Source organism: Citrobacter sp. Cpa228 (assembly GCF_030333085.1).
GTDB classification, from domain to species: domain Bacteria; phylum Pseudomonadota; class Gammaproteobacteria; order Enterobacterales; family Enterobacteriaceae; genus Citrobacter; species Citrobacter pasteurii.
The window spans coordinates 162721-185702 of record NZ_JAOWGQ010000043.1 but is presented as its reverse complement, the minus strand read 5'-3'; the positions used below and the strand labels follow the sequence as shown (position 1 = coordinate 185702).

22 protein-coding genes are annotated in these 22982 nt (G+C 53.2%); 20 read left to right on the top strand and 2 right to left on the bottom strand.

The window, feature by feature from the left end:
• The first annotated feature begins 129 nt into the window (after positions 1-129).
• The 9 genes from OGX91_RS10180 to rihA all read left to right on the top strand — a co-directional run bounded on the left by OGX91_RS10180 (position 130) and on the right by rihA (position 8863).
• Complete coding sequence (locus OGX91_RS10180; RefSeq protein WP_286626152.1) at positions 130-1176, top strand: PhoH family protein; 1047 nt, start codon at positions 130-132, stop codon at positions 1174-1176.
• Complete coding sequence (gene ybeY, locus OGX91_RS10175; protein ID WP_286626150.1) at positions 1173-1646, top strand: rRNA maturation RNase YbeY; 474 nt, start codon at positions 1173-1175, stop codon at positions 1644-1646. Before OGX91_RS10180 ends, ybeY begins: the two co-directional genes overlap by 4 nt.
• A 158-nt stretch (positions 1647-1804) precedes the next feature.
• Entirely contained in the window at positions 1805-2683 is an 879-nt protein-coding gene (gene corC, locus OGX91_RS10170) for a CNNM family magnesium/cobalt transport protein CorC (RefSeq protein WP_005121418.1), read from the top strand.
• A 24-nt stretch (positions 2684-2707) separates the two neighbouring features.
• The gene (lnt, locus tag OGX91_RS10165) at positions 2708-4246 is read left to right on the top strand and encodes an apolipoprotein N-acyltransferase (protein ID WP_182290786.1); all 1539 of its coding nucleotides are present in this window, start codon (positions 2708-2710) and stop codon (positions 4244-4246) included.
• 357 nt (positions 4247-4603) lie between these two features.
• Positions 4604-5512, top strand: coding sequence for a glutamate/aspartate ABC transporter substrate-binding protein GltI (gene gltI, locus OGX91_RS10160; RefSeq protein ID WP_005121420.1), 909 nt, complete (start codon positions 4604-4606; stop codon positions 5510-5512).
• A 159-nt stretch (positions 5513-5671) separates the two neighbouring features.
• The gene (gene gltJ, locus OGX91_RS10155; protein WP_003022759.1) at positions 5672-6412 is read left to right on the top strand and encodes a glutamate/aspartate ABC transporter permease GltJ; all 741 of its coding nucleotides are present in this window, start codon (positions 5672-5674) and stop codon (positions 6410-6412) included.
• Positions 6412-7086 (top strand): glutamate/aspartate ABC transporter permease GltK, encoded by a 675-nt coding sequence (gltK, locus tag OGX91_RS10150; protein WP_005121421.1) that lies wholly within the window; start codon positions 6412-6414, stop codon positions 7084-7086. Before gltJ ends, gltK begins: the two co-directional genes overlap by 1 nt.
• Entirely contained in the window at positions 7086-7811 is a 726-nt protein-coding gene (gene gltL, locus OGX91_RS10145) for a glutamate/aspartate ABC transporter ATP-binding protein GltL (protein WP_003022754.1), read from the top strand. Before gltK ends, gltL begins: the two co-directional genes overlap by 1 nt.
• A gap of 116 nt (positions 7812-7927) precedes the next feature.
• Positions 7928-8863 carry a pyrimidine-specific ribonucleoside hydrolase RihA gene (gene rihA / locus OGX91_RS10140; protein WP_005121422.1) on the top strand — a complete coding sequence of 312 codons (936 nt, stop codon included), beginning with the start codon at positions 7928-7930 and terminating at the stop codon, positions 8861-8863.
• Between the two features lie 96 nt (positions 8864-8959).
• Here the strand turns inward: rihA and OGX91_RS10135 are convergent, their stop codons facing one another.
• On the bottom strand, positions 8960-9442 hold the full coding sequence (locus OGX91_RS10135; protein ID WP_005121423.1) for a zinc ribbon-containing protein: 483 nt from the start codon (positions 9440-9442) through the stop codon (positions 8960-8962).
• A gap of 235 nt (positions 9443-9677) precedes the next feature.
• Between OGX91_RS10135 and leuS the strand changes: the two genes are divergently transcribed.
• Genes leuS through nadD form a run of 4 tightly spaced genes read left to right on the top strand, consistent with a single transcriptional unit; the run spans position 9678 to position 14542 of the window.
• Entirely contained in the window at positions 9678-12260 is a 2583-nt protein-coding gene (gene leuS / locus OGX91_RS10130; RefSeq protein ID WP_286626145.1) for a leucine--tRNA ligase, read from the top strand.
• 14 nt (positions 12261-12274) lie between these two features.
• Positions 12275-12868, top strand: a complete 594-nt coding sequence (lptE, locus tag OGX91_RS10125; protein WP_040232549.1) for an LPS assembly lipoprotein LptE — start codon at positions 12275-12277, stop codon at positions 12866-12868.
• Entirely contained in the window at positions 12868-13899 is a 1032-nt protein-coding gene (holA, locus tag OGX91_RS10120; protein WP_286626143.1) for a DNA polymerase III subunit delta, read from the top strand. Before lptE ends, holA begins: the two co-directional genes overlap by 1 nt.
• Before the next feature lies 1 nt (position 13900).
• On the top strand, positions 13901-14542 hold the full coding sequence (nadD, locus tag OGX91_RS10115) for a nicotinate-nucleotide adenylyltransferase (protein WP_005121427.1): 642 nt from the start codon (positions 13901-13903) through the stop codon (positions 14540-14542).
• On the opposite strand, the gene cobD is transcribed toward nadD, so the two are convergent.
• The gene (gene cobD, locus OGX91_RS10110) at positions 14517-15611 is read right to left on the bottom strand and encodes a threonine-phosphate decarboxylase CobD (protein ID WP_155021550.1); all 1095 of its coding nucleotides are present in this window, start codon (positions 15609-15611) and stop codon (positions 14517-14519) included. The genes nadD and cobD overlap by 26 nt on opposite strands.
• A gap of 97 nt (positions 15612-15708) precedes the next feature.
• Here cobD and OGX91_RS10105 point away from each other — a divergent pair, with 97 nt between their 5' ends.
• The 7 genes from OGX91_RS10105 (at position 15709) to dacA (ending at position 22879) form a co-directional block, all read left to right on the top strand.
• Positions 15709-16320, top strand: a complete 612-nt coding sequence (locus OGX91_RS10105) for an adenosylcobalamin/alpha-ribazole phosphatase (protein ID WP_286626140.1) — start codon at positions 15709-15711, stop codon at positions 16318-16320.
• A gap of 255 nt (positions 16321-16575) precedes the next feature.
• Entirely contained in the window at positions 16576-16893 is a 318-nt protein-coding gene (rsfS, locus tag OGX91_RS10100) for a ribosome silencing factor (protein WP_003022728.1), read from the top strand.
• 3 nt (positions 16894-16896) lie between these two features.
• Positions 16897-17364: a 23S rRNA (pseudouridine(1915)-N(3))-methyltransferase RlmH gene (rlmH, locus tag OGX91_RS10095; protein WP_003022725.1), complete on the top strand. Its 468-nt coding sequence runs from the start codon at positions 16897-16899 to the stop codon at positions 17362-17364.
• Between the two features lie 30 nt (positions 17365-17394).
• On the top strand, positions 17395-19296 hold the full coding sequence (mrdA, locus tag OGX91_RS10090; protein ID WP_005121432.1) for a peptidoglycan DD-transpeptidase MrdA: 1902 nt from the start codon (positions 17395-17397) through the stop codon (positions 19294-19296).
• 2 nt (positions 19297-19298) lie between these two features.
• A complete protein-coding gene (gene mrdB, locus OGX91_RS10085) occupies positions 19299-20411 on the top strand; it encodes a peptidoglycan glycosyltransferase MrdB (RefSeq protein ID WP_003022718.1) in 1113 nt (370 codons plus the stop codon).
• Between the two features lie 10 nt (positions 20412-20421).
• Positions 20422-21525, top strand: a complete 1104-nt coding sequence (rlpA, locus tag OGX91_RS10080) for an endolytic peptidoglycan transglycosylase RlpA (protein ID WP_286626137.1) — start codon at positions 20422-20424, stop codon at positions 21523-21525.
• A gap of 142 nt (positions 21526-21667) precedes the next feature.
• The gene (gene dacA / locus OGX91_RS10075) at positions 21668-22879 is read left to right on the top strand and encodes a D-alanyl-D-alanine carboxypeptidase DacA (RefSeq protein ID WP_005121435.1); all 1212 of its coding nucleotides are present in this window, start codon (positions 21668-21670) and stop codon (positions 22877-22879) included.
• Positions 22880-22982 lie beyond the last annotated feature (103 nt).

Here is a 22982-nt window from a genome sequence, read left to right as displayed (position 1 = left end):
GGTCTTGTAATCGATCTTATCATCCCCATATTTATCGCAATGCTTGCGCCTTTCCCCCATGGCGTGAATAATTTCCTTAGATGCCGGTAAATGTTCAGCGTCCGGCGAGACATGCATAAGAGGAACAGTTTGAACATAAACACTCGCGAAATCACCCTTGAACCCGCAGACAATGCCCGTCTGTTGAGCCTTTGCGGTCCATTTGATGACAACATAAAACAACTGGAGCGTCGTCTCGGCATCGAAATTAACCGCCGCGATAACCACTTCAAACTGACTGGTCGTCCAATTTGTGTCACCGCGGCGGCAGATATTTTACGCAGCCTGTATGTCGATACGGCCCCAATGCGCGGTCAGACACAGGACATCGAGCCAGAACAAATTCACCTTGCGATTAAAGAAGCGCGTGTGCTTGAACAGAGCGCAGACAGCGTGCCGGAATTTGGCAAAGCGGTGAATATCAAAACCAAGCGCGGGGTCATTAAGCCGCGAACGCCGAACCAGGCGCAGTATATCGCTAATATTCTTGACCATGACATCACCTTCGGCGTTGGCCCGGCAGGTACCGGTAAAACGTATCTGGCGGTTGCCGCTGCGGTCGATGCGCTAGAGCGTCAGGAGATCCGCCGTATTCTGCTGACCCGTCCGGCAGTAGAAGCGGGTGAAAAACTCGGTTTCCTGCCGGGCGACCTGAGCCAGAAAGTCGATCCCTATTTACGACCGCTGTATGACGCGCTGTTCGAAATGCTCGGTTTTGAGAAGGTTGAAAAGCTGATTGAACGTAACGTCATTGAAGTTGCGCCGCTGGCCTATATGCGTGGTCGTACGTTAAACGATGCGTTCATCATTCTTGATGAGAGCCAGAACACTACCATCGAACAGATGAAAATGTTCCTGACCCGTATCGGCTTTAACTCCAAAGCGGTTATCGCCGGCGATATCACCCAGATTGACCTGCCGCGCAGCACCAAGTCCGGTCTGCGTCATGCCATTGAAGTGCTGGCTGAAGTCGACGAAATTAGTTTTAATTTCTTCCATAGCGAAGACGTGGTTCGCCATCCGGTGGTTGCCCGTATCGTCACGGCGTATGAAGCCTGGGAAGAAGCAGAACAGAAACGCAAAGCCGAGCAGGCTGCAGAACGCAAGCGCGAAGCTCAGGAGCAGGAACAAAAATGAGTCAGGTTATTCTCGATTTACAGCTGGCATGTGAAGACGAATCCGGTTTACCCACAGAAAGCCAGTTTCAGGGCTGGCTGAATGCGGTGATCCCGCAGTTTCAGGAGGAGTCTGAAGTGACCATTCGTCTGGTCGATGACGCGGAAAGCCACGAGCTGAACCTGACCTATCGCGGGAAAGATAAATCAACCAACGTGCTCTCTTTCCCGTTTGAAGCTCCACCGGGCATTGAGATGCCGCTGCTGGGCGATTTGATCATCTGTCGTCAGGTTGTCGAGAAAGAAGCGCAGGAACAAGGTAAACCGCTTGAGGCCCACTGGGCGCACATGGTGGTGCACGGTAGCCTGCATTTACTCGGCTACGACCATATTGAAGACGATGACGCGGAAGAGATGGAATCCCTCGAAACAGAGATTATGCTTGCTCTGGGCTATGAGGATCCGTACATTGCCGAGAAGATTGCAGAATAGTAGCTTGCCGGATGGCGGCGCTTGCGCCTTATCCGGCCTACATTCATGCCTTTCGTAGGCCTGATAAGCGTAGCGCCATCAGGCAAAACATGCCGTCAACAGCTGAGTATACGCATGACGCGCTTTGTATTAACTAACATGAGAACCCATACGACGCCATGAGCGACGACAATTCACACAGTAGTGACACCTTAAACAGCAAAAAGGGATTTTTTTCCCTGTTACTGAGCCAACTTTTCCACGGTGAACCCAAAAACCGCGACGAACTGTTGGAGCTGATCCGTGATTCCGGGCAAAACGACCTTATCGATGAAGATACGCGCGATATGCTCGAAGGGGTGATGGATATTGCGGACCAACGCGTGCGCGACATCATGATCCCCCGCTCTCAGATGATTACCCTGAAACGCAACCAGACCCTGGACGAATGTCTCGATGTCATTATCGAGTCTGCCCACTCGCGTTTCCCGGTGATTAGCGAAGACAAAGATCACATCGAAGGGATTCTGATGGCCAAAGATTTGCTGCCGTTTATGCGCAGCGATGCCGAGGCCTTCAGCATGGAGAAAGTGTTACGCCAGGCGGTTGTCGTACCTGAAAGCAAGCGGGTTGACCGCATGCTGAAAGAGTTCCGCTCCCAGCGTTATCATATGGCTATCGTCATCGACGAATTTGGCGGTGTCTCAGGTCTGGTGACCATTGAGGACATCCTTGAACTGATCGTTGGTGAAATTGAAGATGAGTACGACGAAGAAGACGATATTGACTTCCGTCAGCTCAGCCGCCACACCTGGACCATTCGCGCGCTGGCGCCGATTGAAGACTTCAACGACGCTTTCGGAACCCACTTTAGCGACGAAGAAGTCGATACCATTGGCGGGCTGGTCATGCAGGCCTTTGGTCATCTGCCCGCGCGCGGGGAAACTATCGACATTGATGGTTACCAGTTTAAAGTGGCAATGGCCGACAGCCGCCGTATTATTCAGGTTCATGTAAGAATTCCGGACGACTCACCCCAGCCCAAACTGGACGAATAAACCCGAAACTGGATCTAAGACTACATGGCATTTGCCCCATTAATTGAACGCCAGCGCATTCGCCTGCTGCTGGCGTTATTATTCGGTGCCTGCGGGACGCTGGCTTTCTCTCCGTATGATATCTGGCCCGCCGCGATTGTTTCGCTGATGGGCCTGCAGGCTCTTACCTTCAACCGTCGCCCGCTCCAGTCTGCCGCTATCGGCTACTTCTGGGGACTGGGGCTGTTTGGCTCAGGTATCAACTGGGTTTACGTTAGCATCGCGCAGTTTGGCGGTATGCCCGGCCCGGTTAACGTTTTCCTCGTGGTTCTGCTAGCCGCATACCTTTCCCTCTACACCGGTCTGTTTGCCGGCGTGTTGGCGCGCTTGTGGCCGAAAACCACCTGGCTGCGGGTGGCGATTGCCGCGCCGGTAGTCTGGCAAATCACGGAATTCCTGCGAGGCTGGGTACTGACCGGCTTCCCGTGGCTGCAGTTCGGTTATAGCCAGATCGACGGCCCGTTGAAGGGGCTGGCACCGGTGATGGGCGTTGAGGCGATTAACTTCCTGCTGATGATGGTTAGCGGCCTGTTGGCGCTGGCGCTGGTGACGCGTAACTGGAAGCCGCTGGTTGCCGCATTCGTGCTCTTTGCTCTGCCTTTTCCACTGCGCTATATCCAGTGGTACACGCTTGTGCCGGGAAAAACCACGCAGGTGTCGATGGTGCAGGGTGACATTCCACAGTCGCTTAAATGGGATGAAAGTCAGTTACTCAACACCCTGAAGATTTATCTCGACGCCACCCAGCCCGAGATGGGTAAATCACAGCTCATCATCTGGCCAGAATCGGCTATTCCGGACCTGGAAATTAACCAACAGCGCTTTCTGAGCATGATGGATGACCTGTTGAAATCGAAAAACAGCACGCTAATTACCGGGATCGTAGACGCGCGTCTGAACAAACAGAATCGTTACGACACCTACAACACCATCATCACGTTGGGTAAAGACAGTCCGTACAGCTACGATTCCAGCAACCGCTACAATAAAAACCATTTGGTCCCGTTTGGCGAATTTGTCCCGCTGGAATCGATCCTACGCCCGTTAGCGCCGTTCTTTGACCTGCCAATGTCTTCGTTCAGCCGTGGGCCTTATGTACAGCCACAGCTGCGTGCGCACGGCTTTAAGCTGACGGCTGCCATCTGCTACGAAATCATTCTTGGCGAACAGGTTCGGGATAACTTCCGTCCGGATACGGACTACCTGCTGACTATCTCCAACGATGCCTGGTTTGGTAAATCCATTGGCCCGTGGCAGCACTTCCAGATGGCGCGGATGCGTTCCCTGGAGCTGGCACGCCCGCTGCTGCGTAGCACCAATAACGGTATTACCGCGGTGATTGGCCCGCAGGGTGAAATTCAGGCGATGATCCCGCAGTTTACCCGTCAGGTACTGACCACCAGCGTGACGCCAACGACGGGCTTAACCCCTTATGCCCGTACCGGTAACTGGCCGCTGTGGCTGCTGACCGCACTGTTTGGCTTTGGTGCGGTGGTCATGAGCCTGCGTCAACGTCGTAAGTAACCCTCCTTCCCCTGGCCGGATAACATCTCGCTTATCCGGCTCAAAAATATTTCCCACATCCCATTCTGGCACGTCTATTGCTTTGTTCTACAAGGCAAACGCTGTTTTGGCTGAATGTGCAACCTGGTCGCACCAAAGTTGAGCACCGGTAGCACCTGAAAAGTGCAACAAGATATTTTTGCCCCCAAATGGTGCGGCGCACTTCGCAAAAATAAACAATAACACAGCAAATTCTTTACATTCATCCAAACTAAATGTTAACAAACACATACAAGACTGCACGTTTTAGTAGCAAACAATAACAACATCACAATGGGTATCAATGCGTCCCTGGCGCAGACGATAAAGGAGTTGGATATGCAATTACGTAAGCTCGCCACTGCCATGCTGGTCATGGGAATGTCCGCCGGTCTGGCGCACGCAGAAGACGCAGCACCAGCGGCAGGCAGCACGCTGGATAAAATCGCTAAAAATGGCGTAATCGTCGTCGGACACCGTGAATCATCAGTGCCGTTTTCTTACTACGATAATCAGCAAAAAGTGGTCGGTTATTCACAGGATTACTCCAACGCGATCGTTGAAGCGGTGAAGAAAAAGCTGAACAAGCCCGATCTACAGGTGAAACTGATCCCGATTACATCACAGAACCGTATTCCGCTGCTGCAAAACGGCACCTTCGACTTTGAATGTGGTTCCACCACCAACAACGTCGAACGTCAAAAACAAGCGGCTTTCTCAGACACTATTTTCGTTGTCGGTACCCGTCTGCTGGCGAAAAAAGGCGGCGACGTCAAAGATTTCTCTGACCTGAAAGGCAAAGCCGTGGTCGTGACGTCGGGTACGACCTCAGAAGTCCTGCTGCACAAACTGAACGAAGAACAAAAAATGGATATGCGCATCATCAGCGCGAAAGACCACGGTGACTCTTTCCGTACTCTGGAAAGTGGCCGCGCCGTTGCCTTTATGATGGATGACGCCCTGCTGGCTGGCGAGCGCGCGAAGGCGAAGAAACCGGACAACTGGGAGATCGTCGGCAAGCCGCAGTCTCAGGAAGCCTACGGCTGTATGTTGCGCAAAGATGACCCTGAGTTCAAAAAGCTGATGGACGACACTATCGCCAAGGCGCAGACCTCAGGCGAAGCTGAGAAATGGTTTGATAAGTGGTTTAAAAATCCAATTCCACCGAAGAACCTGAACATGAATTTCGAACTGTCAGACGAGATGAAAGCCCTGTTCAAAGAACCGAATGATAAAGCGCTTAACTAACTAAAATAAATGGGAGGCTTCCCCTCCCTCTCGATTGTTACTCGGCACGGACAGACTATAAGCCTGATGGTCGTTCCCCATCAGGCCTGAAAACCGCAAAACGCCGAATAGCAATCTTCGAGGGTAGCGCTGCTACCCTTTTTTTTCTGGAGTAGATTTATGTCTATAGACTGGAACTGGGGTATTTTTTTACAACAGGCCCCGTTCGGCAACACCACCTATCTCGGCTGGCTCTGGAGTGGTTTCCAGGTCACGGTCGCGTTATCTATCACCGCCTGGATTATCGCTTTCCTCATAGGCTCTCTATTTGGCATCTTACGTACCGTACCAAATCGTTTCCTTTCCGGGATCGGCACGCTGTACGTTGAGTTGTTTCGTAACGTTCCACTCATCGTCCAGTTCTTTACCTGGTATCTGGTCATTCCTGAACTGCTGCCGGAAAACATTGGCATGTGGTTCAAGTCAGAGCTGGATCCCAACATTCAGTTCTTCCTCTCATCCATGCTTTGTCTGGGGCTGTTTACCGCCGCGCGCGTCTGTGAGCAAGTTCGCGCCGCGATTCAGTCCCTGCCTCGCGGGCAGAAAAACGCCGCGCTGGCGATGGGCTTAACGCTGCCGCAAGCCTACCGCTATGTGCTGTTGCCAAACGCTTACCGCGTGATTGTGCCGCCAATGACCTCAGAGATGATGAACCTGGTAAAGAACTCCGCGATCGCCTCCACCATCGGTCTGGTGGATATGGCGGCGCAGGCGGGAAAACTACTGGATTACTCCGCCCACGCATGGGAATCATTTACCGCCATCACGCTGGCCTACGTCCTGATTAACGCCGTCATCATGCTGGTGATGAATCTCGTCGAACGCAAAATCCGCCTGCCTGGCAATTTGGGAGGCAAATAATGTACGAATTTGACTGGAGTTCTATCGTCCCTTCCCTGCCGTATCTGCTGGACGGGTTGGTCATCACCCTGAAAATCACCGTTACAGCGATAATCATTGGTATCGTCTGGGGGACCATCCTTGCCGTCATGCGTCTGTCCAGCTTCGCGCCGATTGCCTGGTTTGCGAAGGGCTACGTCAACGTATTCCGCTCCATTCCACTGGTGATGGTACTGCTGTGGTTCTACCTGATTGTGCCCGGCTTCCTGCAAAACGTGCTGGGACTGTCGCCAAAAACCGATATTCGCCTGATCTCAGCAATGGTCGCGTTTTCGATGTTCGAAGCCGCCTACTACTCGGAAATTATCCGTGCAGGGATCCAGAGTATCTCTCGCGGACAGTCCAGCGCTGCGCTGGCGCTGGGGATGACGCACTGGCAATCAATGAAGCTGATCATTCTGCCGCAGGCATTCCGCGCCATGGTTCCGCTGCTGCTTACACAGGGCATCGTACTGTTCCAGGATACCTCGCTGGTCTACGTATTGAGTCTGGCAGATTTCTTCCGCACCGCCTCCACTATTGGCGAGCGTGACGGTACACAGGTTGAAATGATCCTGTTCGCTGGCGCCGTTTATTTTGTATTCAGTCTGAGCGCATCGTTGTTGGTCAGCTATTTGAAGAAAAGGACAGTTTAATGATTACCCTGAAAAATGTTTCTAAATGGTATGGTCACTTTCAGGTGCTGACCGACTGCTCCACGGAAGTGAAAAAAGGAGAAGTGGTGGTGGTCTGTGGCCCGTCAGGCTCCGGTAAGTCCACTCTTATCAAAACGGTGAACGGCCTGGAGCCGGTGCAACAGGGCGTCATCACCGTTGATGGCACCGTGGTAAATGATAAAAAAACCGATCTGGCCAAACTGCGCTCCCGCGTTGGCATGGTGTTCCAGCACTTCGAACTGTTCCCGCATCTGTCGATCATTGAGAACCTGACTCTGGCGCAGGTAAAAGTGCTTAAGCGCGATAAAAAGCCGGCCCGCGACAAAGCGCAAAAGTTACTGGAACGCGTTGGCCTGTCGGCGCATGCCGAGAAGTTCCCGGCCCAGCTATCCGGGGGTCAGCAACAGCGTGTCGCCATTGCCCGGGCGCTGTGTATGGATCCTATCGCTATGCTGTTTGACGAACCAACGTCGGCGCTCGATCCTGAAATGATCAACGAAGTACTGGACGTCATGGTTGAACTGGCCAATGAAGGGATGACCATGATGGTGGTAACCCACGAAATGGGCTTTGCGCGTAAAGTGGCGAACCGGGTGATCTTTATGGACGAAGGAAAAATTGTTGAAGACTCGCCGAAAGAAGAGTTCTTCGCTAATCCGAAATCAGACCGAGCCAAAGACTTCCTCGCGAAAATCCTGCACTAATCTGGCTGGCGCGCACTGCCATGTGCGCGCCACCTCACGATTTACCTCTTCATTTCTCGAAACCGATACAGCCCAGCGTTAACCTTGTCACAGAGTCCCACTTACAAGGAGCAACAATGGCACTTCCTATCCTGTTTGATTGCGATCCTGGCCATGACGACGCTATCGCAATTGTTCTCGCCCTCGCCTCACCTGAACTGGATGTGAAAGCGATAACCTCGTCAGCCGGTAACCAGACGCCCGACAAAACGCTGCGTAACGTATTACGCATGCTAACGCTGCTCAATCGTAGTGATATTCCCGTCGCCGGTGGCGCTGTGAAACCGCTGATGCGCGATCTGATTATTGCCGATAACGTCCACGGCGAGAGTGGGTTAGATGGCCCGTCGCTCCCGGAACCAGCCTTTGCACCGCAGGCCTGTACCGCTGTAGAACTGATGGCGAAAACCCTGCGAGACAGCCCGGAACCAGTGACCATTGTCTCCACCGGGCCGCAAACCAACGTGGCATTGCTACTGAATAGCCATCCTGAACTGCACGCCAACATCGCCCGTATCGTGATAATGGGTGGAGCAATGGGGCTCGGAAACTGGACGCCCGCCGCCGAGTTCAACATTTTCGTTGATCCTGAAGCCGCTGAAATCGTCTTCCAGTCGGGCATTCCGGTGGTGATGGCGGGACTGGACGTGACGCATAAAGCGCAAATACACCGCGAAGATACCGAGCGGTTCCGCGCTATCGGCAATCCTGTTTCAACGATCGTAGCTGAACTACTCGACTTCTTCTTTGAATATCACAAAGACGAAAAATGGGGATTCATCGGCGCGCCGCTGCACGACCCCTGTACCATTGCCTGGCTGCTGAAACCGGAACTGTTTACCACCGTTGATCGTTGGGTTGGTGTGGAAACCCAGGGTAAATACACGCAGGGCATGACCGTGGTGGATTACTACTTCCTGAGCGGCAATAAGCCAAACGCCACCGTGATGGTGGACGTTAATCGCCAGGGGTTTGTCGATCTGCTGGCAGAACGTCTGAAGTTTTACGCCTGATACACGCCGGACGGCGCTAACGCTGATCCGGCCTACAAAATCGTGCAATTTGTAGGCCGGATAAGACGCTTCGCGTCGCCATCCGGCAATAAGCGATTACGGCTCAAATGGCCGTCTTTGGAACTGATCGTGACCGCATTTCGGGCACAGCGGCAGCACATCCGGTGTGTAAACAGCTAAGTGGAAGTGACATTTCTCGCAAACCAGATTGCCCAGCCCAACCACTTCACCGCTGTGATAAACCCCGTGATGGCTGAGATCCTGGAACACTTCGCGCCATTCGAGCTGCGTTTTATCGGTAATATCCGCCAGTTCCTGCCAGATACTCTCCTTGATGACCCGCATAAAGACGCTGTCAGTCTCCTCATCAAGGCTCTCTTCATAACTGAGCGCAAACTCTTCGAGGTCGCGTCTGACGGCTCTTGTGAGTTCTTCCACCTCGGTTCGCGTTAACTCCCCGGTCTGCATAACTCGCTGACGTGCCTGCTCCACCAGCGCATCGATATCGCGTTCACCATTGCGCAGACGTTCACTAAGTGACGTCACCAGTTCACGGTAATATTGAGCAACCTTGTTCATCGCTTCGCCTCCTGGGTCGTTAACTGTCTATAATAATAGACGTTATTTACGCTACGCTTTGCAAGACTGTCCACAGAGTATGTAAATTCGTGCAATATTTATCCTTGCGGGAATTCAATGCTGAATGCGCGAAAGGCTGTTTTGACGCGGACGTTTGGGCTATGCTATGCGGATCTGAAACACCACATCTAAAGCTACGTTTGTAGCTGTATTGAAAACAGGACCACTGGCTGCCATGCAAGAGCAATACCGCCCGGAAGAGATAGAATCCAAAGTACAGCTTCACTGGGATGAGAAGCGCACATTTGAAGTTACCGAAGACGAGAGCAAAGAGAAGTATTACTGCCTGTCTATGCTTCCCTATCCTTCTGGTCGACTACACATGGGCCACGTACGTAACTACACCATCGGTGATGTGATCGCCCGCTACCAGCGCATGCTGGGCAAAAACGTCCTGCAGCCAATTGGCTGGGATGCGTTCGGCCTGCCTGCGGAAGGTGCGGCGGTAAAAAATAATACCGCGCCAGCACCGTGGACATACGACAACATCGCGTACATGAAAAACCAGCTCAAAATGCTGGGCTTCGGTTACGACTGGAGCCGTGAGCTGGCGACCTGCACCCCGGAATATTACCGCTGGGAACAGAAGTTCTTCACCGAACTGTACAAAAAAGGTCTGGTATACAAGAAAACCTCTGCGGTGAACTGGTGCCCTAACGACCAGACCGTACTGGCAAACGAACAGGTTATTGACGGCTGCTGCTGGCGCTGCGATACCAAAGTTGAGCGTAAAGAGATCCCACAGTGGTTCATCAAAATTACCGCTTACGCTGACGAACTGCTGCGCGATCTGGATAACCTGGATCACTGGCCTGACACCGTTAAAACCATGCAGCGCAACTGGATTGGCCGTTCTGAAGGCGTGGAAATCACCTTCGACGTTAACGGTTATGACAACACGCTGACCGTCTACACTACCCGCCCGGATACCTTTATGGGTGCGACCTACCTGGCTGTTGCGGCAGGTCATCCACTGGCGCAGAAAGCGGCGGCAAATAACCCGGAACTGGCTGCCTTCATTGACGAATGCCGCAACACCAAGGTTGCTGAAGCCGAAATGGCGACCATGGAGAAAAAAGGCGTCGACACTGGTTTTAAAGCCGTTCATCCGCTGACCGGCGAAGAGATCCCGGTTTGGGCGGCAAACTTCGTGCTGATGGAATACGGCACCGGTGCGGTGATGGCTGTTCCGGGTCACGATCAGCGCGACTACGAATTTGCCACCAAATACGGCCTGACCATCAAGCCGGTAATTCTGACTTCTGAAGGCGCAGAGCCGGATCTGTCTGAACAGGCGCTGACCGAAAAAGGCGTGCTGTTTAACTCCGGTGAGTTTGACGGCCTGGCCTTCGAAGACGCTTTCAACGCCATTGCTGACAAGCTGGTAGCTCTTGGTGTCGGTGAGCGTAAAGTTAACTACCGTCTGCGCGACTGGGGTGTTTCCCGTCAGCGTTACTGGGGTGCACCAATCCCGATGGTCACGCTGGAAGACGGTACCGTACTGCCGACGCCAGAAGATCAGCTGCCGGTTATTCTGCCGGAAGACGTGGTCATGGACGGCATCACCAGCCCGATCAAAGCCGATCCGGAGTGGGCGAAAACCACCGTTAACGGTATGCCTGCGCTGCGTGAAACCGACACTTTCGATACCTTTATGGAATCCTCCTGGTACTACGCACGCTACACCTGCCCGCAGTACAACGAAGGGATGCTGGACCCAGAAGCGGCTAACTACTGGCTGCCGGTTGATATCTACATTGGTGGTATTGAACACGCCATCATGCACCTGCTCTACTTCCGCTTCTTCCACAAACTGATGCGTGATGCGGGCATGGTCAACTCTGACGAACCGGCTAAACAGCTGCTGTGTCAGGGGATGGTGCTGGCAGACGCCTTCTACTACGTTGGCGTAAACGGCGAACGTAACTGGGTTTCTCCGGTTGACGCCATCGTTGAGCGCGACGAAAAAGGTCGTATCGTTAAGGCGAAGGACGCAGAAGGCCATGAACTGGTGTATACCGGCATGAGCAAAATGTCCAAATCCAAAAACAACGGCATCGACCCGCAGGTGATGGTTGAACGCTACGGTGCGGATACCGTGCGTCTGTTCATGATGTTCGCTTCTCCGGCAGATATGACCCTGGAATGGCAGGAATCCGGCGTTGAAGGGGCGAACCGCTTCCTGAAACGTGTCTGGAAACTGGTTTACGAACACACCTCACAGGGTGATGCACCGGCGCTGAACGTTGCTGCACTGACGGAAGATCAAAAAGCGCTGCGTCGTGACGTACACAAAACCATCGCGAAAGTGACTGATGATATCGGTCGCCGTCAGACCTTTAACACCGCGATTGCGGCGATTATGGAACTGATGAACAAGCTGGCAAAAGCACCGCAGGAAGACGAACAGGACAGAGCCCTGATGCAGGAAGCGCTGCTGGCCGTTGTGCGTATGCTTAACCCGTTCACCCCACACGTTTGCTTCACCTTGTGGCAAGCGCTGAAAGGCGAAGGCGATATCGACAATGCACCGTGGCCAGTTGCTGACGAAAGCGCCATGGTCGAAGACTCTACGCTGGTCGTGGTTCAGGTCAACGGCAAAGTCCGTGGTAAAATTACCGTCCCGGTAAACGCCACTGAAGAGCAGGTTCGTGAACGTGCTGGCCAGGAGCCTCTGGTGGCAAAATATCTTGATGGCGTTACCGTACGTAAAGTGATTTATGTACCGGGTAAACTCCTCAATCTGGTCGTTGGCTAAGCGCGGGAGGAAGCGTGCGACATCTGACAACATTGTTGTTATCCCTGGTGGTGCTGGTCACCGCCGGGTGTGGCTGGCATCTGCGTAGTACTACGCAGGTTCCCCCCACGATGAAAACCATGATTCTGGTCACGGGTGATCCGAACGGCCCGTTAAGCCGGGCGGTACGTAATCAGCTGCGTTTGAATGACGTTACACTGCTGGAAGACAGCTCAACGCGCAAAGACGTTCCGTCCTTACGCCTTGGTGCAGTCAGCATTTCGCAGGATACCGCGTCCGTGTTCCAGAACGGTCAAACCGCTGAATACCAGATGGTGATGTCCGTTAGTGCTTCAGTCCTGATCCCGGGCCATGATATTTACCCGATCAGCGCTAAAGTCTATCGTTCATTCTTCGACAACCCACAAGCGGCACTGGCGAAGGATAACGAGCAGGAGATGATCGTTAAAGAGATGTACGACAAGGCGGCCGAGCAGTTGATTCGTAAACTGCCAAGCGTACATATCGCTGATGTTCAGTCATCCAGTGATGACGTCGAGCCTGCAGTGAAAACTGCAGCGCCAGCGTCCTCCTCTCCGGCGCGTGTTTCCACCACGCTGGGTAACTGATGCTCAAGTTGTACCCTGAACAACTCCGCGCACAGCTCAATGAAGGGCTGCGCGCGGCGTATTTACTACTGGGCAATGACCCCCTGTTGTTGCAGGAGAGTCAGGACATCGTCCGTATGGCTGCCGCCGCGCAAGGGTTCGAAGAACACCATACGTTCACCCTCGATACCAGCACCGACTGGGGCGCAATCTTTTCCCTTTGCCAGGCGATGAGCCTGTTTGCCAGCCGTCAAACGTTACTCCTGCAACTGCCAGAAAATGGCCCCAATGCCGCCATTAACGAACAACTTGCCTCGCTCGTCACGCTGCTACATGACGATCTGCTGCTTATTGTCCGTGGTAACAAGCTGACCAAAGCCCAGGAAAACGCGGCATGGTATACCGGGCTGGCGAATAACGCGGTGCTGGTCAGTTGCCAGACACCTGAACAGGCACAGCTTCCGCGTTGGGTAGCCGCAAGGGCGAAGCACCATAATCTGCAGCTGGATGACGCCGCCAACCAGCTCTTATGCTATTGCTACGAAGGCAATCTGTTAGCGTTAGCGCAGGCGCTGGAGCGGTTGTCGCTACTTTGGCCTGACGGTAAATTAACATTGCCTCGTGTGGAGCAAACCGTTAACGATGCCGCGCACTTTACCCCCTTCCACTGGGTGGATGCGCTACTGATGGGCAAAAGCAAGCGCGCGCTGCATATTCTGCAACAGCTCCGTCTTGAAGGCAGTGAACCTGTTATTTTGTTACGTACTCTGCAGCGGGAATTATTGCTGCTGGCAAACCTGAAACGGCAGTCGGTTCATACCCCATTACGGGCATTGTTTGACAAACATCGGGTATGGCAAAATCGCCGTGGCATGATGGGAGAAGCGTTAAACCGACTGACCCCCACGCAGTTACGTCAGGCGGTCACGCTGTTAACACGTACGGAAATTACGCTTAAACAAGACTATGGTCAGTCAGTGTGGGCGGAGCTTGAGGGACTTTCCCTGTTGCTTTGCCATAAATCACTGGCAGATGTTTTTATTGATGGTTGATATGAAATCATTGCAGGCTCTGTTCGGTGGCACCTTTGATCCGGTGCATTATGGTCATCTGAAACCCGTTGAAATTCTGGCTAATCTGATTGGCCTGTCTCGGGTCATTGTCATGCCCAATAACGTGCCACCACATCGTGCGCAACCGGAAGCCTCCAGCGCCCAGCGTAAACATATGCTTGAACTGGCCATTGCCGACAAGCCTTTGTTTTCACTGGATGAACGCGAGCTAAAACGCGATACCGCCTCGTACACCGCGCAAACGCTAAAAGAGTGGCGCGAGGAGCAAGGCCCGAACGTGCCGTTAGCATTTATCATTGGTCAGGATTCGCTGCTGACCTTCCCTTCCTGGCACGACTACCACACAATTCTGGACAACACCCATCTTATCGTGTGTCGACGACCGGGTTATCCGCTTGAGATGGCACAGGAACAGCACCAGCAATGGCTGGAAAATCATCTGACGCATTCGCCGGATGACCTGCACAACCTGCCTTGCGGGAAAATTTACCTGGCCGAAACGCCGTGGTTCAATATCTCCGCCACGCTTATCCGCGAACGCCTGGAAAAAGGCGAGCCGTGCGACGACTTACTGCCACGCGCCGTGCTCGACTATATCAACCAGCAGGGTTTGTACCGCTAAGCGTGTTGTTTAATGCCGCCAGCAGGCGGTCGTTTTCTTCCTGACTGCGAACAGCAACCCGGTAATAACGCGCGTCCAACCCAGGGTAATTGGCACAACTGCGGATCAAAACATGTTGTTCCAGCAGTGATTTTTGCAAATCGATATCCGGTCGATCGCAGCGTAACAGCCGATAGTTAGCCCGACCGGGATAGACTGTCAGGCCGGGCAGTGTTTGCAATTGTTGATCAAATCGCTGTCCTTCCTGCGCCAGCCATTTCCACGTCGCCTGCTGGTAGGCGCTATCGCTAAGAATCATCTCTCCCGCCAGCGCGGCAAATGCGTTAATTGACCACGGCATTTGTCGGCTGCGCATCCGTGCCACGGCCTGTTCGTCACTATTGACCAGATAACCCAGTCGCAATCCCGGTATCGCATAGAACTTGGTCAGCGAGCGAAGAACCCAAATGTGCGGATTCTCTTGTAGCCGCGGAATAAAACCCTCCTCCCCGGCAATAAAATCGATAAAGGCTTCATCCAGAATCAAGGTAATCCCCAATTCGGCGCAGCGCGTTGCTATCGCAGCAAGCAGATGACCATCGGGCAATAGCCCTGTAGGGTTGTTGGGCGTACAGAGAAAAAGGCAGTCCAGCTGCGGCGTTAACGCTTCAAGGATCGTGGCGGTGAGCTGCCAACTATCCTCCTCGCGCAGCGCAAACTCATGGATTGCACATTCGCCCCATTCCAGCGCCCGGCGGTATTCAGCAAACCCGGGGGCAACAATCATCGCATGACGCGGCTTGAGCCCATTAACCAGAGTGAAGATAGATTCTGTTTCGCCATTCCCCGCGACAATCCACGAAACAGGTACCTGATGATGCTGCGCCAGCGCCGCATGCAACTGGGTGTAGTCAACGTCCGGGTAGCATTCAGCCCTGTCCAGATTGTCGATAAGCGCGCATTTTAAGGTTGCGGGCATACCCAGCGGGTTAATATTCGCGCTAAAATCCAGCAATTGCTCAGGCGGGATGCCCAACAATGCGGCGGCTTCTCGGGTATTACCGCCGTGCGCGCTCTTCAATAAAGACATCGTGCCGCTCCAGTCAAAAAAGGGTATTTTATTGAAAAAATCTCTGCGCAATCAGGGCAAGCATCATATTTTGTGCGAATAGGCCCAAGAGGAAAAAATGAGACTCTGGTTAGTACGTCACGGAGAAACCGAAGCCAATGTCGCTGGGTTATACAGCGGTCATGCCCCAACACCGCTAACGGAACGGGGGATTGCTCAGGCGCAATCACTGAGTGGACTGCTACACAATGTCCCTTTCGACAACGTTCTGTGCAGCGAGCTGGAGCGTGCCCGCCATACAACGCAGTTGATCTTAGGCGATCGCGAGATTCCTGTGCGTATCATGCCTGAACTTAATGAGATGTGCTTTGGCGACTGGGAAATGCGCCATCATCGCGATCTTGCGCGTGAAGACGCTGAAAATTATGCCATATGGTGTAACGACTGGCAGAATGCGACCCCAACCAACGGTGAAGGATTCCAGGCATTTTCACAGCGTGTTGAACGTTTCATTGCTCAGCTTGCTGATTACAAAGACAGTCAAAATCTGTTGGTGGTAAGTCATCAGGGCGTGCTGAGCGTGCTGGTGGCCCGGCTGCTGTCCATGCCCGCGGCCGCCATGTGGCACTTTCGCATCGAACAGGGATGCTGGAGTGCCATTGATTTTTGTGACGATTTTGCAGTTCTGAAAGTTCTCAATAGTCGCGCCGTATGGCACGAGGGGGAGTGAATGCACTGTTTTTTCTGCCGAAGGGCCTCTCTCCCATTGACACCCTATGACAGGCTGCTATTCTCCGCAACCTGACTTTTCCCGCCTTTCAGAGCTTTGCAGAAATTGTTTTACAAAAATGGCGATGCATTCTGTTGCGTGGGGTGGGATGATAGCGCACCTCAAAAGCGCTTTCGGAGACATTTGTCCCGATATCGCCTCTGGTTCAGGTATACTAACAGACGTTTTTAACTCTTTTTCACCCAGGGGGAACACTTGCAGGGTAAAGCACTCCAGGATTTTGTAATCGACAAAATTGATGACCTGAAAGGTCAAGACATCATCGCCTTAGATGTTCAGGGCAAATCCAGTATCACCGATTGCATGATTATCTGCACTGGCACGTCCAGCCGCCATGTCATGTCTATCGCCGATCACGTTGTTCAGGAATCTCGCACTGCCGGTCTGCTGCCGCTTGGCGTAGAAGGTGAAAACGTAGCTGACTGGATCGTCGTCGATCTTGGCGATGTGATTGTCCACGTTATGCAGGAAGAGAGTCGTCGCCTGTATGAACTGGAAAAACTCTGGAGTTAATGCGTGAAGCTGCAACTTGTCGCTGTGGGTACGAAAATGCCTGACTGGGTGCAAACCGGTTTTACGGAGTACCTGCGGCGGTTTCCAAAAGACATGCCCTTTGAGCTGATTGAAATCCCGGCAGGAAAACGCGGCAAGAACGCGGACATTAAGCGCATTCTCGACAAAGAGGGTGAACAGATGCTGGCCGCCGCAGGCAAAAACCGCATCGTCACCCTTGATATCCCAGGAAAACCCTGGGACACGCCACAGCTGGCGACCGAGCTGGAACGTTGGAAACTGGATGGTCGTGACGTCAGTCTGTTGATTGGCGGGCCGGAAGGACTGTCCCCTGCCTGTAAAGCGGCAGCGGAGCAAAGCTGGTCACTCTCTGCGTTAACTCTTCCCCACCCTCTTGTTCGGGTGCTGGTCGCAGAGAGTCTGTACAGGGCGTGGAGCATTACCACCAACCATCCTTATCACCGTGAGTGATCATTGATTCTTGAGTAGATTAAGCAGCGGATGAAACTACAGAATTCTTTTCGCGACTATACGGCTGAGTCCGCGCTGTTTGTGCGCAGGGCGCTGGTCGCTTTTTTGGGGATTTTGCTGCTCACTGGCGTGCTAATCGCCAATCTTTATAATCTGCAAATCGTTCGCTTTACTGATTATCAGACCCGTTCGAACGAGAACCGCATCAAACTGGTGCCTATTGCCCCCAGCCGCGGCATCATTTATGACCGCAACGGAATTCCCCTCGCCCTTAACCGCACCATTTATCAGATAGAGATGATGCCGGAGAAGGTCGACAATATTCAGGATACCCTCGAGGCGCTACGCAACGTCGTGGATCTGACCGATGACGATATCGCAGCCTTTAAAAAAGAGCGAGCCCGCTCGCACCGATTCACCTCGATCCCGGTAAAAACCAACCTGACTGAAGTTCAGGTCGCTCGCTTTGCCGTGAATCAGTACCGTTTCCCCGGCGTCGAGGTCAAAGGCTATAAACGCCGCTATTATCCGTACGGCTCTGCACTGACCCACGTGATTGGCTACGTATCGAAGATCAACGATAAAGACGTTGAACGCCTGGATAAAGACGGCAAGTTGGCCAACTACGCAGCCACGCATGACATCGGCAAGCTGGGTATCGAGCGCTATTACGAAGACGTACTTCATGGCCAAACCGGTTATGAAGAGGTTGAAGTCAATAACCGTGGCCGCGTCATTCGTCAGTTGAAAGAAGTGGCGCCGCAGGCCGGGCACGATATCTATCTGACGCTTGATTTAAAACTCCAGCAATACATTGAAACGCTGCTGGCGGGAAGCCGTGCCGCCGTCGTGGTCACAGACCCGCGTACCGGCGGTGTCCTGGCACTGGTCTCTATGCCGAGTTACGATCCGAACCTGTTCGTGGACGGCATCTCCAGCAAAGATTATTCTGGGTTACTCAATGACCCCAATACCCCACTGGTTAACCGCGCCACGCAAGGCGTTTACCCTCCGGCATCCACGGTTAAACCTTATGTTGCGGTCTCTGCGTTAAGCGCAGGCGTTATTACCCGCAATACCGGGCTATTCGATCCCGGCTGGTGGCAATTACCCGGCTCAGAGAAACGTTACCGTGACTGGAAAAAATGGGGGCACGGTCATCTGAACATCACCCGTTCTCTGGAAGAGTCCGCTGATACGTTTTTCTATCAAATCGCCTATGATATGGGGATTGACCGTCTTTCTGAGTGGATGAGCAAGTTTGGTTACGGTCATTATACGGGCATCGATCTCGCTGAAGAGCGAGCAGGAAACATGCCAACCCGTGAGTGGAAGCAAAAACGGTTTAAAAAGCCCTGGTACCAGGGTGATACAATCCCCGTCGGTATCGGTCAGGGCTACTGGACAGCAACGCCTATCCAGATGAGTAAGGCGCTGATGATCCTCATCAACGACGGCATGGTGAAAGTCCCGCATCTGCTGATGAGCACGGCAGAAAATGGCAAGCAGGTTCCGTGGGTACAGCCACATGAGCCTCCTGTCGGTGACATTCATTCTGGCTACTGGGAAATCGCCAAAGACGGTATGTACGGTGTAGCGAATCGCCCTAATGGGACTGCGCACAAGTATTTTGCTGGCGCACCCTACAAAATTGCGGCGAAATCCGGTACCGCGCAGGTATTTGGCCTGAAAGCCAATGAAACCTATAACGCACATAAGATCGCCGAACGTTTACGCGACCACAAACTGATGACTGCATTCGCGCCCTATGACAAACCCGAGGTCGCTGTCGCGATGATCCTCGAAAACGGTGGGGCCGGTCCGGCGGTAGGTACACTCATGCGCCAGATCCTTGACCACATTATGTTGGGCGACAACAACACCAATCTGCCTGCTGAAAACCCGGCGGTTGCAGCAGGTGAGGACCAATAATCGTGACGGATAATCCGAACAAAAAAACATTCTGGGACAAAATTCATATCGATCCCACAATGTTGCTTATCTTGCTGGCCCTGCTGGTATACAGCTCGCTGGTCATCTGGAGCGCCAGCGGCCAGGATATTGGCATGATGGAACGTAAGGTCGGCCAGATCGCTATGGGGCTGGTCATCATGGTGGTGATGGCGCAAATTCCGCCCAGAGTCTATGAAGGTTGGGCGCCGTACCTCTATATCTTCTGTATCATCCTGTTGGTTGCTGTCGATGCCTTCGGCGCCATTTCCAAAGGCGCACAACGTTGGCTGGATTTGGGAATCGTGCGTTTTCAGCCCTCGGAAATCGCCAAGATAGCCGTCCCGCTGATGGTGGCGCGCTTTATCAACCGCGATGTCTGCCCACCTTCGCTGAAGAATACGGCTATTGCGCTGGTGCTCATTTTTATGCCAACGCTGCTGGTTGCCGCGCAGCCTGACCTTGGAACCTCAATCCTGGTTGCGCTTTCCGGCCTGTTTGTCTTGTTCCTCTCCGGGTTGAGCTGGCGTTTAATCGGCGTTGCCGTGGTTCTGGTTGCGGCGTTTATCCCGATACTGTGGTTCTTCCTGATGCATGATTACCAGCGACAACGCGTGATGATGCTTCTCGACCCGGAAACCGATCCGCTGGGCGCGGGCTATCACATTATTCAGTCTAAAATTGCTATTGGTTCAGGTGGGCTACGCGGCAAAGGCTGGTTGCATGGTACGCAGTCGCAGTTGGAGTTTTTGCCCGAACGTCATACTGACTTTATCTTTGCAGTACTGGCGGAAGAGCTGGGTCTGGTAGGGATTTTAATCCTGCTTGCCCTGTACATTTTGCTGATTATGCGCGGATTGTGGATCGCCGCCCACGCACAAACGACCTTTGGTCGCGTCATGGCCGGTGGTTTAATGTTGATATTATTCGTTTATGTCTTCGTAAATATTGGTATGGTGAGCGGTATTCTGCCTGTAGTTGGGGTTCCACTCCCACTGGTCAGTTACGGAGGCTCTGCACTGATCGTGCTGATGGCCGGGTTCGGGATTGTCATGTCGATCCACACCCATAGAAAAATGTTGTCAAAAAGCGTGTAAGGGGTACGCAATGCGTAAGCAGTGGATTGGAATCTGCATCGCAGCAGGAATGCTCGCGGCGTGTTCAAGTGATGATGGTCAGCAACAGGCTGCCGTCGCGCCGCAGCCTGCGGTGTGTAATGGTCCGATTGTTGAAATCAGCGGAGCCGATCCGCGCTTTGAACCCCTGAACCCAACGGCGAATCAGGACTATCAGCGTGACGGTAAGAGCTACAAGATAGTCCAGGCTCCCTCTCGCTTTAGCCAGGCTGGACTGGCCGCCATTTACGATGCGGAGCCAGGAAGTAATTTAACCGCCTCAGGTGAAGCGTTCGACCCGATGCAGCTGACCGCTGCGCACCCGACGCTGCCTGTTCCAAGCTATGCCAGAATTACCAACCTGGCAAACGGCAGGATGATCGTCGTGCGCATTAACGATCGCGGTCCTTATGGCAACGATCGCGTAATCTCACTTTCACGTGCCGCCGCCGATCGTCTGAACACATCTAACAACACGAAAGTGCGTATCGATCCTATCATTGTCGCACAGGATGGTTCTCTGTCCGGCCCAGGTATGGCCTGTACCACAGTCGCTAAACAAACGTATGCCCTGCCCTCTCGCCCTGATTTAAGCGGCGGCGGCAGCATGCCTGCTACACCGGATGCGGGTCAGCCGCAAGGTGATATCCGCCCGATCAGCAATTCCACCCTGAAAAGCGATGACCCTACCGGAGCACCAGTAAACAGCGGTGGTTTCCTCGGCGCACCGACCACGCTCGCTTCCGGTGTGCTTGAAGGTAGCGAACCGACGCCAGCGCCACAACCTGCCGCCCCTGTGACTGCGCCAGCCACAACACCGACTGTCGCAGCAGCACCAGCCGCCGCCGTTGCCACTCCGGCAGCCGCAGCCAACGGTCGTTACGTCGTTCAGGTTGGCGCGGTAAGCGAGCAGGCGCGTGCACAGCAGTATCAAAAGCGTTTAAGTCAGCAGTTTGGCGTTCCGGGCCGGGTTGTGCAAAACGGCGCCGTTTGGCGTATTCAGATGGGGCCATTCGCCAGCAAGGCTGAAGCCTCCACACTGCAGCAGCGTCTCCAATCCGAGGCGCAATTACAGTCCTTCATCACCGGCGTGTAATAACGTAAGCCAGGCATCTGAGTTGTCAATTTCTGTAAATGACATTAACAAAGTCACGCGGAAAGTCAGATGCCTGCCAGTTATGCATTTGCTATAGTAGGGCACTTTTTTTAATTTCACCACGGACGTCGTAGTTCAGACCATGAAGACCACTTTTTCCGCTCGTTTCGTGCAGCGCATGGCGCTCACCGCGGCTCTCTGCGCAGCCTCTCTTTCTGCTGCCCATGCAGATGACCTGAATATTAAAACCATGATCCCGGGTGTTCCGCAGATCGATGCGGAGTCGTATATCCTGATTGATTACAATTCAGGTAAAGTTCTCGCTGAACAGAATGCGGACTCTCGCCGTGACCCCGCCAGCCTGACCAAAATGATGACCAGCTACGTCATCGGCCAGGCGATGAAAGCCGGGAAATTTAAAGAAACCGATCTGGTCACCGTCGGCAATGACGCTTGGGCAACAGGCAACCCTGTCTTTAAAGGTTCATCGCTGATGTTCCTCAAACCTGGCATGCAGGTTCCTGTTTCTCAGCTGATCCGTGGCATCAACCTGCAATCCGGTAACGATGCTTGCGTGGCGATGGCGGACTTCGCGGCCGGTAGTCAGGATGCTTTCGTCGGTCTGATGAACAGCTATGTTAATGCGCTGGGGCTGAAAAACACCCACTTCCAGACCGTACATGGTCTCGATGCAGAGGGTCAGTACAGCTCGGCCCGCGACATGGCGATGATTGGTCAGGCGCTGATCCGCGACGTGCCTAACGAATACTCTATCTATAAAGAAAAAGAGTTCACCTTTAACGGTATCCGCCAGCTCAACCGTAACGGTCTGCTGTGGGATAACAGCCTGAATGTTGACGGTATCAAAACCGGCCACACTGACAAGGCGGGTTATAACCTTGTGGCCTCCGCGACGGAAGGTCAGATGCGTTTGATCTCCGCCGTGATGGGCGGTCGCACCTATAAAGGTCGTGAAACCGAAAGTAAAAAGCTGCTGACCTGGGGCTTCCGTTTCTTTGAAACCGTGAACCCGCTGAAAGTCGGCAAAGAGTTTGCCTCAGAGCCCGCCTGGTTTGGTAATACCGATCGTGCGTCGTTAGGTGTCGATAAAGATGTTTACCTGACTATTCCACGCGGCCGCATGAAAGATCTGAAAGCAAGCTATGTGCTGAACACCACAGAACTGCATGCACCGCTGCAGAAAAACCAGGTTGTCGGCACCATCAACTTCCAGCTTGATGGCAAAACCATTGAGCAGCGTCCGCTGGTGGTTCTGCAGGAAATCCCGGAAGGCAACTTCTTTGGTAAAATCATTGATTACATTAAATTAATGTTCCATCACTGGTTTGGCTAAAAATCGAACACTTGAAAGTGTGATTTACGTCCCCATATACTAGGTATCCAGATAACTCCCACACGCCGTGGGAGTTATTATTTATTGATGTAACGCCGGAGCT